This window comes from Enterobacter sp. ENT02 (genome assembly GCF_019219165.1).
GTDB classification, from domain to species: Bacteria; Pseudomonadota; Gammaproteobacteria; order Enterobacterales; family Enterobacteriaceae; genus Enterobacter; species Enterobacter mori.
This window is the reverse complement of the sequence record NZ_JAHUWD010000001.1, coordinates 318,453-331,782: the sequence shown is the minus strand read 5'-3', so window position 1 is coordinate 331,782 and position 13,330 is coordinate 318,453. Positions and strand designations below refer to the sequence as shown.

10 protein-coding genes are annotated in these 13,330 nt (G+C 55.5%); 9 read left to right on the top strand and 1 reads right to left on the bottom strand.

Features of this window, described 5'->3' with window-relative positions:
* Nucleotides 1–25 precede the first annotated feature (25 nt).
* Nucleotides 26–991, top strand: a complete 966-nt coding sequence (gene ycjG, locus KW829_RS01430) for an L-Ala-D/L-Glu epimerase (RefSeq protein WP_010431653.1) — start codon at nucleotides 26–28, stop codon at nucleotides 989–991.
* Here the strand turns inward: ycjG and mpaA are convergent.
* The gene (gene mpaA, locus KW829_RS01425) at nucleotides 982–1,695 is read right to left on the bottom strand and encodes a murein tripeptide amidase MpaA (protein ID WP_010431649.1); all 714 of its coding nucleotides are present in this window, start codon (nucleotides 1,693–1,695) and stop codon (nucleotides 982–984) included. The two genes, ycjG and mpaA, sit on opposite strands and share 10 nt — an antisense overlap.
* 185 nt (nucleotides 1,696–1,880) lie before the next feature.
* Between mpaA and KW829_RS01420 the strand changes: the two genes are divergently transcribed.
* From KW829_RS01420 to tssH, 8 genes are all read left to right on the top strand, one after another.
* Entirely contained in the window at nucleotides 1,881–3,497 is a 1,617-nt protein-coding gene (locus KW829_RS01420; RefSeq protein WP_010431646.1) for an ABC transporter substrate-binding protein, read from the top strand.
* 712 nt (nucleotides 3,498–4,209) lie between these two features.
* Nucleotides 4,210–4,701: a type VI secretion system contractile sheath small subunit gene (tssB, locus tag KW829_RS01415; RefSeq protein ID WP_010431643.1), complete on the top strand. Its 492-nt coding sequence runs from the start codon at nucleotides 4,210–4,212 to the stop codon at nucleotides 4,699–4,701.
* 34 nt (nucleotides 4,702–4,735) lie between these two features.
* Nucleotides 4,736–6,277 (top strand): type VI secretion system contractile sheath large subunit, encoded by a 1,542-nt coding sequence (gene tssC, locus KW829_RS01410; protein ID WP_371317562.1) that lies wholly within the window; start codon nucleotides 4,736–4,738, stop codon nucleotides 6,275–6,277.
* An 18-nt stretch (nucleotides 6,278–6,295) separates the two neighbouring features.
* A complete protein-coding gene (tssK, locus tag KW829_RS01405; RefSeq protein ID WP_010431638.1) occupies nucleotides 6,296–7,633 on the top strand; it encodes a type VI secretion system baseplate subunit TssK in 1,338 nt (445 codons plus the stop codon).
* Entirely contained in the window at nucleotides 7,630–8,283 is a 654-nt protein-coding gene (gene tssL, locus KW829_RS01400) for a type VI secretion system protein TssL, short form (protein ID WP_218307460.1), read from the top strand. The genes tssK and tssL overlap by 4 nt, the downstream gene beginning before the upstream one ends.
* Before the next feature lie 3 nt (nucleotides 8,284–8,286).
* Entirely contained in the window at nucleotides 8,287–10,011 is a 1,725-nt protein-coding gene (locus tag KW829_RS01395) for an OmpA family protein (RefSeq protein ID WP_218307459.1), read from the top strand.
* Nucleotides 10,012–10,015: 4 nt separating this feature from the next.
* The gene (gene hcp, locus KW829_RS01390; protein ID WP_218307458.1) at nucleotides 10,016–10,507 is read left to right on the top strand and encodes a type VI secretion system effector Hcp; all 492 of its coding nucleotides are present in this window, start codon (nucleotides 10,016–10,018) and stop codon (nucleotides 10,505–10,507) included.
* Between the two features lie 174 nt (nucleotides 10,508–10,681).
* Nucleotides 10,682–13,330 carry a type VI secretion system ATPase TssH gene (gene tssH, locus KW829_RS01385; RefSeq protein WP_218307457.1) on the top strand — a complete coding sequence of 883 codons (2,649 nt, stop codon included), beginning with the start codon at nucleotides 10,682–10,684 and terminating at the stop codon, nucleotides 13,328–13,330.

The window sequence follows — 13,330 nt, the reverse complement described above, 5'->3', positions numbered from 1 at the left end:
CTTACCGGGCTACAAGGAGTCAGTGATGAGAAGCGTAAAGGTCTATGAAGAAGCCTGGCCATTGCATACCCCGTTTGTGATCTCCCGCGGCAGTCGCAGTGAAGCCTGCGTCGTGGTGGTCGAAATAGAGGAGGACGGCATTAAGGGGGTCGGTGAATGCACACCTTATCCTCGCTACGGCGAGAGCCTTGCTTCGGTGATGGCCCAGATCATGACCCTGGTTCCCGATCTTCAAACGGGCCTTACCCGCGAATCGTTGCAACAGCGACTGCCCGCCGGTGCAGCGCGCAACGCGATTGACTGCGCGCTGTGGAGCCTGGAGGCCGCGCAGCGGCAGACAACCTTGTCCTCGCACCTGGGGATTACGTTGCCGGGGGCGGTTGTGACCGCGCAGACGGTCGTTATTGGTGAACCAGAACAGATGGCGGCCAGCGCAAAAGCGCTCTACGACTCCGGTGCGACGTTATTAAAGATTAAGCTCGACGATCGATTAATCAGTGAACGGATGGTTGCCATTCGTGCGGCAGTGCCGCAGGCAACGCTGATTGTGGATGCGAATGAATCCTGGCATAGCGAGGGACTGGCCGCACGCTGTCAGCTGCTGGCCGATCTTGACGTTGCCATGCTCGAACAGCCTTTACCGGCGCATGAGGATGCCGCCCTGGCGAATTTCATTCATCCACTTCCTGTCTGTGCAGATGAAAGTTGTCACACCCGTGACAGCCTGGACAGCCTTAAAGGCCGCTATGAGATGGTTAATATTAAGCTCGACAAAACGGGCGGATTAACCGAAGCGCTTGCGCTGGCAAAAGCGGCGCAGGAGCAGGGATTTACCCTCATGCTGGGATGCATGTTGTGCACATCCCGGGCGATTGGCGCGGCGCTGCCGCTGGCAAATCAAGTGCGTTTTGCCGATCTCGATGGCCCGACATGGCTGGCGGTTGACGTCTCACCCGCGCTGAATTTCACCACGGGCGTGCTTCATCTCTGAGGTTCCCACCGCAGAAGTTCTGTCATCGCCTTGAGATACTTTTCGCTGGCTTCATCAGACGAGATAGGCGGGAATTCTGCGGTGATACAATGCAGTCCCAGGTCAGCGCACCAGCTGCCGAACGAGCCTGGTGTTTCGTAACCCACGCTGGTCACAAGCGGAAGGGCAAATGCCTCAGCCAGCCACTGACCTAGCGCCGTATGGCGCGGATCTTCGATACAGGCCAGCGGATCGTGGAACGAGACAACCCAGGCCGGGTGGATCTTATGAATGAGCTGGCATAACGCCTGCGTCTCCGGCTCCGAGCCGGGGGTGTCTCCCGTCAGCAGGACCACATCGCGCTCTTCGGCGGAGCTGTTCCAGCGATACACCGTCTCACCGGCGCGCCAGTTTGCTGCCGGAAAATTGCGGTTTAAGTCAATCCCCCTCGCATTGGCACGCAACCCAAGCTGACAGCCATCCGGATTGACGGTCAAAATCACGTGATGACGCCGCAGTTCGGGAGTCAGTGTCCTCAGCGCGCACGACAGCGTGACAATGGATGAATGCTCATCGCCGTGCGTACCGGCAATGATCAGACCGCTGTTACGATCGGCCTCCGGGGCAGGAAACCAGATCAAAGATGCACCAAAAAAAGAACGGCCATATTGCTCAGCGCCAGGCGGAAAAGCACCACGTTGCGCTCTTGGTCGGGTGATTGTCATACGAAATCCTGATAAAAATGTCTCTATTGGCAGTGTTGTGCAAAACTTGCTGTTTATCAAATAGTTTCCGTGTTAGCGGAAAATTGCCAGATATCAACTTTCCGGATGAAGGTATTTGCTTTTCTCATTTGTGAAACAAATAATTACGCATCTGCTGGTTATCTGAATTCAATCAAGGGGATCTTATGAAGCATCCTGTTTCGCGTCTCTGTACTGCACTCTGGCTGTGCGGACTTTCTTCACTTTCGTACGCTGCTAATGTGCCGCAGGGCACTGTTCTGGCGCAAAAACAGGAACTGGTGAGACACATTAAAGACGAACCGGCTTCGCTCGATCCGGCTAAGGCCGTAGGTTTGCCTGAAATTCAGGTGATCCGTGACCTTTATGAAGGTCTGGTGAATCAGAATGAAAAAGGGGAACTGACCCCCGGCGTGGCAACGCGCTGGCAGAGCAACGATAACCGTGTCTGGACCTTCACGCTGCGAGACAACGCCCGATGGTCTGACGGCACGCCCGTGACGGCGCAGGATTTTGTCTACAGCTGGCAGCGTCTGGTTGACCCAAAAACCACCTCACCGTTTGCGTGGTTTGCGGCGCTGGCGGGTATAAACAACGCGCAGGCGATTATCGATGGTAAAGCCGCGCCTGATACGCTTGGCGTTACGGCCGTCGATGCCAAAACGTTGCGCGTACAGTTGGATAAGCCGCTGCCCTGGTTCAGCAACCTGACGGCTAACTTTGCGTTTTATCCAGTCCAGAAAGCCAATGTTGAGAGTGGTAAAGAGTGGACGCGTCCGGGCAGCCTTGTGGGGAACGGTGCGTATGTGCTGAAAGATCGTGTGGTCAACGAGAAGCTGGTGGTGGAGCCGAATGCACACTACTGGGATAACGCCAAAACGGTTCTGAAAAAAGTCACTTTTGTGCCTATTAACCAGGAGTCTTCAGCCACAAAACGTTATCTGGCTGGCGATATTGATATCACCGAGTCGTTCCCAAAAAATATGTATCAGAAGCTGCTGAAGGATATTCCGGGGCAGGTGTATACGCCGCCGCAGCTGGGCACCTATTACTATGCGTTCAACACGCAGAAAGGCCCAACGGCTGATGCCCGCGTGCGCCTGGCACTGAGCATGACAATCGACAGGCGTATTATGGCGGAAAAAGTACTGGGTACAGGTGAAAAACCAGCCTGGCACTTCACTCCTGACGTCACGGCAGGTTTTACGCCGGAGACATCGCCTTTTGAGCAGATGTCGCAGCAGGAGTTAAACGCACAAGCAAGGACGCTTTTGCAGGCGGCAGGCTACGGTCCGCAGCGTCCGCTGAAGCTAACTCTGCTGTACAACACATCAGAAAACCACCAGAAAATTGCCATCGCCGTGGCATCAATGTGGAAGAAGAACCTGGGTGTGGATGTCAAATTGCAAAACCAGGAGTGGAAAACCTACATTGACAGCCGCAACACCGGTAATTTTGATGTGATCCGCGCGTCGTGGGTAGGGGATTACAACGAGCCCTCCACGTTCCTTTCGCTGCTGACCTCAACCCACAGCGGCAATATTTCCCGTTTCAAGGACCCGGCTTACGACAAGATTATCAACCAGGCGACGCTTGAAACCACCGAGAAAGCGCGTAACGAAGATTACAACATGGCGGAAAAAATCCTGACCGAGAAAGCCCCGATAGCCCCGATTTATCAGTATACCAATGGACGTTTGATCAAGCCGTGGGTGAAAGGTTATCCGATTAATAACCCCGAAGACGTAGCCTATAGCCGGACGATGTATATCGAAAAGCACTGATCATTGCCTGTTAGCCTAAGGCTACTACCGCTAAACCTGAGCTGGCGCGCTTACAGCGCCAGTCTCTTTATTTGACCCTCTCCCGCCGCAACGACATCCGACGAATGGTACCCAGCAATTAAGCCTGGGGAATCTTATTATGACGTTTTTATATTGACAATCGCGCCACAAATGGAATAAACCTTTCGTTGACTCTTACGAGCTATTACTATCAGGTATCTGAGGTACGATTACTATTTGGAAAGGTCTTCGTTTGAATAATACATTCACATCGCGAATGATAAATATATTTTTATTACGTTCTCGGAATTATTTCTTGTCCAGTATTGGACTTTTTTATTGCTGATACTTTTAAGAAAAATATCGTGCTGTTATTTGCGGATTCAGAAATCCCTCAAGCGTGAGGGTATCTGCCGCTGTATTCATTCATTGATTTATATCAATAATATGCGTGTTCTTTGATATAAAGAGGATGTTTTCATCGCGAGTGGATTTTAATTTCACCCTTCTGTAATTAAAAAGTTAATGCTGTGTTTTGTTTTTGTTTAAATGGCGTTATGTGCTAATTGTTAATGGATTAAAATTCTTAATAAAAGTCTTATGTCAGATCTATGATCTGTTTAGTTGATCTTGAATGGTGTTTTGTTCTACTATGGATTTGTAAAGAAACGTCGTTATTTTCAACAAACATTCCTTAAGGAAAGGGACCGCTATGGCCGATACGTTCCAGAACGAGGTGCCGAAGGCACGCATAAATTTAAAGTTGGCTCTGCACACTGGTGGCGCACAGAAGAAAGTCGAACTGCCGCTGAAACTCCTCACCGTCGGTGATTTCAGTAATGGCAAAGAAAGTCGTCCATTATCTGAAAGAGAAAAAATCAACGTCAATAAAAATAACTTTAATAGCGTACTTTCGGAATTTAACCCGGAAGTAAACCTTAGTGTGCAGAATACGCTGGCAGGGGATGGTTCGGAAGAGAACGTGAAGCTGAGTTTCTCCGATATTAAAGATTTCGAACCGGAACAGGTGGCCCGTCAGATCCCTCAACTCCGTGCCATGCTGGCGATGCGTAATTTATTACGCGATCTGAAATCTAATCTCCTTGATAACGCTACTTTCAGAAAAGAACTCGAGAAAATTCTTAAAGACCCGGCGCTGTCTCAGGAATTACGCGACGAAATGAGTGCACTGGCCCCGAAATAAGCGGCGTGCGTTATTTAATGGATTAACCGGGAATATGCTGATGTCTGTAAATTCTGAAACCGCCTCCGCGCAGGGGCAGACCACCGTACTGGAAAAAGAGAGCGTTTACGCCTCCCTGTTTGAAAAAATTCATCTGACCCCGGCATCCAGCCTGGGTGATATTAACGACTTCCTCGACGATGCCGCTTTGTCTGACGCTCCGGCAGGTGAGCGCCTGACGGCCGCGATGCAGGTGTTTATGGACTGCATCCGCAAGTCCGGACAACAGGTGGAAAAGCTCGACAAGACGCTGATTGACCACCACATCGCTGAGCTGGATTTCCAGATCAGTCGCCAGTTGGACGCAGTAATGCACCATCAAGAGTTCCAGAAGGTGGAATCACTGTGGCGCGGCCTGAAGCAGCTGGTGGACAGCACTGACTACCGCCAGAACGTGAAGACTGAAATTCTGAACGTCTCGAAAGACGATCTGCGTCAGGACTTCGAAGATGCGCCGGAACTGATCCAGAGCGGACTCTACTGGCACACTTATACCGCCGAATATGACACCCCTGGCGGAGAGCCAATTGGCTCGGTGATCTCCTCCTATGAGTTCGATGCCAGTCCGCAGGACGTGGCACTGCTGCGCAACATCTCTAAAGTGTCTGCTGCTGCACATATGCCGTTTATCGGTGCCGTCGGTCCGAAATTCTTCCTGAAAGACTCCATGGAAGAAGTTGCAGCGATTAAAGATATCGGCAACTACTTCGATCGCGCTGAGTATATTAAGTGGAAATCCTTCCGTGACACCGACGACTCACGCTATATCGGCCTGGTGATGCCGCGCGTGCTGGGGCGTCTGCCGTACGGTCCGGACACCGTGCCGGTGCGTAGCTTCAACTATGTCGAGCAGGTGAAGGGCCCGGATCACGATAAGTATTTGTGGACCAGCGCGTCATTCTCCTTCGCCTCGAACATGGTGAAGAGCTTCATCAATAATGGCTGGTGCGTGCAGATCCGTGGCCCGCAGGCCGGTGGCGCGGTGAAAGATCTGCCGATCCACCTGTATGACCTTGGCACCGGTAACCAGGTGAAAATCCCGTCGGAGGTGATGATCCCGGAAACGCGCGAGTTTGAATTCGCCAACCTGGGCTTTATCCCGCTGTCGTACTACAAAAACCGCGATTATGCCTGTTTCTTCTCAGCGAACTCCGCCCAGAAACCGGCGCTGTACGACACTGCGGACGCCACCGCCAACAGCCGCATCAATGCCCGCCTGCCGTACATCTTCCTGTTGTCGCGCATTGCGCACTACCTGAAGCTGATTCAGCGCGAAAACATCGGCACCACCAAAGACAGACGTCTGCTGGAGCTGGAACTCAATACGTGGGTACGCAGTCTGGTGACCGAAATGACCGATCCGGGCGACGAGCTGCAGGCCTCCCACCCGCTGCGCGACGCGAAGGTGGTGGTGGAAGACATTGAGGACAACCCGGGCTTCTTCTGTGTGAAGCTGTTCGCGGTGCCGCACTTCCAGGTGGAAGGCATGGACGTGAACCTGTCGCTGGTGAGCCAGATGCCGAAAGCGAAAGCGTAAGGCGGGGAGAAATCAGGGATGAAAATTTACCGCCCGCTTTGGGAGGATGGGGCCGCTCTGGCCCCGCAACAGTTCCAGCAGCAGGCCCGATGGAGTGAGCACGTAGCCAGTATGGTCGCCCGGATGGGTATTTCTCATCCATGGGGCGTGATTGCGGCGGAATTTGATGATGCTGCACTGGCGCTCTCGCGCCTGAATGCCACGCGTCTGGTGGTGCGATTTCAGGACGGTACTCTTGTTGATACGAACCTGGCAGACAATCTTCCTCCGGTTTGCGATGTGTCTATTGCAGCCAGCAGTGAGGCTGTTGACGTGGTTGTCGCGCTGCCGTTGATGAGCGCCAGTGGTGGCAATCTCGATAACGGGCAGGACAGTGAACGCCCGCGTCGCTGGAAAGCCGAACGTGTGGTGGTGCAGGAGCTTGCGGGCCATGAAAGTGGAGAACTCGCCATTCTGCGTCATGCTCTGACCTTGCGTCTGTCCAGTCAGGAAAATACGGCTTACCTGACCTGTCCGGTAGCCCGTCTGGTGCGTAATGCACAGGGACAGTGGAGCAGAGACCCGGATTTCATTCCGCCGATGCTTTCCATTTCTGCAAGCCCGTTGCTGACCGTAGAACTGGGTGACCTGCTGATCCGCCTGCAGGTTCGTCGCCGTCGCCTGATGGCCATGCGACGCGAAAGCAATGAGAGGATGGCCGACTTTGCTGTCGCGGATGTCTCCCTGTTCTGGCTTCTCAATGCCCTGAACAGTGCCGAGCCGGTGCTGGCGGAACTACTGCAGACACCGGATCGTCACCCGGAACTGCTGTACCGCGAACTGACCCGTCTGGCTGGCAGCCTGCTGACCTTCTCACTGGAGCATGACGTCAGTGACATTCCTGCCTATCTGCACGATGAACCGGAACGGGTATTCCCGCCGTTGCTGACGCTGCTCGATAAACTGCTGGAAGCCAGCCTGCCGTCGCGGGTCGTGAGTATCCACCTGGAGCATCAGGACCAGATCTGGAAAGGTGCCCTGCACGATGCGCGCCTGCGCGAAGGGGCGGACTTCTACCTCTCCGTACGCTCATCCATGCCGAACCATGAGCTTCAGACGAAATTCCCGCAGCTGTGTAAAGCGGGCAGCTTTGATGATGTTTCGGATGTGGTGAATGTGGCACTGAGCGGGATGCTTATCAAACCTCTGACGCATGTTCCAGCTGCTATCCCGTTACGTCTTGAGAACCAGTATTTCTCGCTGGATCTGAGTACTGAGGCGGCACGTACGATGCTTGAAATGGGTAGTTGCACCTTCTATACCCCGCGCTCACTGGGGGATGTGAAACTTGAACTCTTTGCGGTGCTGCGCACATGAAAAAATCTGAACTCATTCAGACAGAACGTATCTTCTACCCGGGCTGGCTTATGGTTAGCCAGCTGCGGGGCGGTCAGGAAGTCCGTGACGGAGAAGGGCTCTATCGTCGGGCCCGTCGTCTGGTGCAGGATGCGAAGGTTGCACTCACGGAGGCAGGTTACAGCAACATCAGCCGTGACCATATGGTGTATGCCCTGTGTGCACTGCTTGATGAGAGCGTGATGAACCGGGGAACCACCGATGATGGCTACCTGGCCTGGCATCGTGATCCGCTGCAGGCGCATTTCTTTGGCACCCTCAATGCCGGTGAGGAGTTATGGGAACGGATCCGCAATCTGTTGAAAGAAACCGCCCCTGATTCCTCCGTCCTGACCTGCATGTACCGGACCCTGCAACTGGGGTTCGTTGGTCAGTATCGTGCCCAGGATGATGAGCGACGGGAAGATGTTGTTCTCGCACTCGCTGAACGGGTTCCGGCTTTCACACTGGCACAGGACGCCCCCATTATTGCCCGCGCATCAAGCTTGCGCAGCGGCCGACGCGGGTACTGGCTGACCTGGGCTGTGGCTGCTGTCGCTCTGGCGGCACTCTGGTTCTTCCTCTCGTCCTCGCTTACCGAGCTGGTAAGCCAGACTGTCAGGCCGGGGTAAGCGATGCGGGATGTGTACCGAAGTCTGTTAACTGCCTTGGGTGCCGTACTGGCGCTGTGGCTCATCCTCGGATTCTGGCCACTGTCAACGGTGAGCCGTGTGGCACTCACCCTGCTTGTTGCTCTGGTGTCCGGGGTGATGTTCTGGCATCAGCGCCGGGCTTCTCAGGCGCGGGCGAGCGCACTACGCGAGATTGCGGATGAAAACCTACCGCCGGAAGATTTTCAGGGGGCGGTGATCCTTGTTTCTGGCGACAACACTCCTCTGTTTGTGTCCGGAGCCCGTTTCCGGGAAACCCGGCAGGGCTGGTATCTGTGGGTAAAGGATGCGGAACAGCTGCCACTCTTTGCGCAGCACCTGAGCCTTGCTCGCCCGGCCCTGGTATCGCAAATCTCGGTCATGCTGGCGGTGGTACCCGAGCTGCACACATCCGATGATGATTTTACCCAGTCCCTGCGGGGATGGCAGCGGGCTGTCGTCCAGTGCCGTGCGGCATTCGGCATGATCCCTCCGCTGTGGACCGTGACTTGGGTATCTCCACCTGCGGCCTGTGCGGAGGCTGAGCCCGTCTGGTTTAGCACGGTAAGCCAGCGGATCGGTATTCAGGTGTATCAGCCTGGTCAGGGCAATGTGTCACTGACTGAATGGATCCGAGAGACCGGTGCAGACGGGCGTCTTTCGCGTCTGAGTCAGGGTCTGTGGCTGGACGGTCTGCTTGCCTGGCAGAACAGCGCGGTCAATGAGCTGCTGTCGGTAAGGAGGGGGGAATTACCGGCGATGAAACCCTGCGTGCAGGGCATGTGCATGGTTCCGGTGAGCGGTACCAAGTGCAATCTCTGGCAACAGCACATCACCGCTGTGACCGAGCTGCCACCGGATGTCGTCCTGACTACAGAGCCACTGCCATTGCCTGAACAGCTGCTGCCAGGGTTACCGCGACGACGTGGTGTGAGTCGCCGGATGCTGTTCTGGCGTTACGCAGGATTACTGGGCGGGATTTTTCTCGCGCTGGCGATGGTGGCGTCATGGGTGAACAACCAGCGTCTTATCCGTAATGTTGGCGATCATCTTGCGTTATACCACCATCTCACCGGCACGCCGGTTGCACCGAAACTGCGGGCGCAACAGCGCCTGAGAGCCGATGGCGCATTGTTGGACGACTGGCAGCGCCGCGGGGAGCCACTGCGTTATCGTCTGGGACTGTATCAGGGGTTGCGTCTGGTTCCGCCCGTTGAGGCCGCCGTCAGCGACTGGGCACCTCCGTCACCACCTCCTCCGGTCATTAAGAAAATTATTCGGGGTCCGAAAACCATTCGCCTCGACAGCATGTCGCTGTTCGACTCGGGCAAGTACGACCTCAAGTCTGGCTCCTCCAGAATGCTGGTGAACTCCCTGGTAGGCGCTAAGGCGAAACCAGGCTGGCTGATTGTGGTGGCGGGCCATACCGACAGTACGGGGGATGACAAATCCAACCAGGTGCTGTCGCTTAAGCGCGCGGAGTCCGTGCGCAACTGGATGCGTGACACCGGCGACGTGCCCGAAAGCTGTTTTGCGGTACAGGGCTATGGCGAAAGCCGCCCTGTCGCAACCAATGACACCCCGGAAGGCCGTGCGCTTAACCGCCGTGTCGAAATCAGTCTGGTACCGCAGGCGAATGCCTGTCAGATACCCGGCAAAACCTCAGCGTCATCGCAGGATGATGGCGCTTCACTACACAATGGAGAGTAATTTCATGGCAATTCCTGTTTATCTTTGGCTGAAAGACGACGGCGGCGCGGACATCAAAGGATCTGTTGACGTTCAGGACCGTGAAGGCAGCATCGAAGTGGTGGCGCAGGAGCATAACCTGTACATCCCGACCGATAACAACACCGGCAAGCTGACCGGTACCCGTATCCACACGCCGTTCCTGTTCACCAAGGAAATCGATTCGTCCAGCCCGTACCTGTACAAAGCCGTGACCACCGGTCAGACCCTGAAGTCTGCGGAATTCAAATGGTACAAAATCAACGACGCGGGCCAGGAAGTTGAGTACTTCAACACCAAACTCGAGAACGTAAAAGTGGTGAAAGTGAATCCTGAAATGTACGACATCAAGGAGCCTTCCAAAGAGAAGCACAACCATCTTGAGCGCGTAGAACTGCGTTACGAAAAAATCACCTGGACCTACAAAGACGGCAACATCATTCATTCCGACTCATGGAATGAACGCGCCACCGCGTAATCCTGATGCGGGCAGGGTTTTCCTGTCCGCAGTTTTTTGCTGAGTGCCTGTCTCAAACGGGCGTTGAGCAAAGAAACCCACAATCTGCCAGCCCGACCTCATGCGCTTTGGTCCCCTTCACGGGAAACAGCGATGGGCGGTAGCGTGTCCAGGAACCGATATAGAGAGAAAGTCATGGAAAATCCAGCCATCCTGCTGCGACGTCTGAACCCTTACTGTGCCCGTGCGATGGAAGGGGCAGCCTCGCTCTGCCAGACCCGCGCGCATGCGGAAATTTTGCCGGAGCACTGGCTTCTGAAGCTGCTGGAGCAAGGGGAAGGTGACCTGACGGTGCTGGCGCGTCGCTACGAGTGGGATATGGATGCGCTATGGCAGGATTTGCTCGGCTGGCTGGATAATCAACCGCGTTCGGTACGCAGTCGCCCGCAGTTGTCCGCTGATATCCAGATACTGATACAGGAAGCCTGGCTGATTGCCTCCCTTAACGGCGAAGAGCACATCCGCAGTGTCCATCTGCTGATGGTGCTGGTTGGTAAGCCTAAACTGGCGCGCTGCGACGGTATGTGGCCTTTGCTTACGCTCGGCCAGAGCCAGCTTGATCGTCTTCGCGGGCTTCTGGACGCGCAGTCTGATGAGCGTCCAGATGTACAGCAAGAAGCAGAACTGGCACAAAATCACGGTGGTGAAGTGGAATTTGTCGGACGTCCGATCGGCGCAGAGATAAAAGACGGTGAACTGAACCCGGCGCTACAGAATGCACTGGATAAATTTACCCTCGACGTCACCGCCAGAGCGAAAGTGGGCAAAATCGACCCGGTGTTTGGCCGTGACACCGAAATTCGCCAGATGGTGGACATTCTCTCCCGTCGCCGGAAAAACAATCCGATCCTGGTCGGCGAACCTGGCGTCGGCAAAACGGCGCTGGTCGAAGGCCTGGCGCTGCGTATCGCCGGGGGCAACGTACCGGAATCGCTCAAGCAAGTGGTGCTGCGCACCCTCGACCTCGGCCTGTTGCAGGCGGGAGCGGGCGTGAAAGGCGAGTTCGAACAGCGCCTGAAAAACGTGATTGACGCGGTGCAGCAGTCACCGGTGCCGATATTGTTGTTTATCGATGAAGCCCACACCATTATTGGTGCCGGTAATCAGGCGGGCGGTGCCGATGCAGCAAATCTACTGAAACCGGCGCTGGCCCGCGGTGAACTGCGTACCATCGCCGCGACAACCTGGTCCGAGTACAAACAATATTTTGAGCGCGATGCTGCTCTGGAGCGCCGCTTCCAGATGGTCAAAGTGGACGAGCCGGACGATAATACGGCGTGTCTGATGCTGCGTGGTCTGAAATCCCGCTACGCTGAGCACCACAATGTGCATATTACTGACGATGCGGTTCGCGCTGCAGTCACGCTCTCCCGTCGTTACCTGACTGGCCGCCAGTTGCCTGATAAGGCGGTTGACTTGCTCGACACCGCCGCTGCGCGTGTGCGTATGAGCCTCGACACAGTGCCGGAACAGCTGACCCGCATCCGCTCGGATATCACTTCGCTGGAAATGGAAAAGCAGGCGCTGCTGGAAGATATTGCTGTCGGCAATCAGAACCATGGTGAACGCCTGACCGTCATTGAGCAGGAAGAGAACGACCTTATCGTTGCACTCGACGAGCTTGAAACTCAGTACGGGCAGGAACTGAAACTCACCGGACAACTGCTGGGAAGCCGCCAGGATATCTCCCGTCAGAGTGAGACACTTGAGTTACAGCAGGCGCTTAATGGCATTCAGCACAGCAACCCGCTGCTTTGTGTGGATGTGGACGTACGCACCGTCGCCAACGTGATTGCCGACTGGACCGGCGTACCGCTGTCCTCCCTGATGAAAGACGAGCAAACCGAACTGCTGACCCTGGAAAACGAAATCGGCAAGCGTGTGGTTGGGCAGGACGTGGCGCTGACCGCCATCGCCCGGCGCCTGCGGGCAGCCAAAACCGGGCTGACGTCAGAAAACGGTCCGCAGGGCGTGTTCCTGCTGATCGGCCCGAGTGGCGTCGGGAAAACCGAAACCGCGCTGGCGCTGGCGGACGTGCTGTACGGCGGTGAAAAATCGCTGATTACCATCAACCTGTCCGAGTACCAGGAGCCGCACACCGTTTCCCAGTTAAAAGGTTCGCCTCCGGGTTACGTGGGTTACGGTCAGGGTGGCATCCTCACCGAAGCCGTGCGCAAGCGCCCGTACAGCGTGGTACTGCTCGATGAAGTGGAAAAGGCGCACCGCGACGTCATGAACCTGTTCTATCAGGTCTTCGACCGCGGCTTTATGCGCGACGGCGAAGGGCGCGAAATCGACTTCCGCAATACTGTCATCCTGATGACCTCCAATCTCGGCAGCGACCATCTGATGCAACTGCTGGATGAACAGCCGGACGCCACCGAAGGCGACCTGCACGAGCTGCTGCGTCCGATCCTGCGTGACCACTTCCAGCCGGCGCTGCTGGCGCGCTTCCAGACCGTGATTTATCGCCCGCTGGCCGAAGCGGCCATGCGCACCATCGTGGAGATGAAGCTGTCACAGGTCAGCCAGCGTCTGCACCGTCACTACGGCCTGACCACGCATATTGAAGAAAGCCTGTATGACGCCCTGACCGCCGCCTGCCTGCTGCCGGACACCGGCGCGCGCAATATCGACAGCCTGCTGAACCAGCAGATACTGCCGGTACTGAGCCAGCAGCTGCTGACCCACATGGCTGCGAAGCAGAAACCACACTCCCTGACGCTCGGCTGGAATGATGAAGAGGGGATTGTACTGGCGTTTAATGAGGCGTACGGAGGCTGA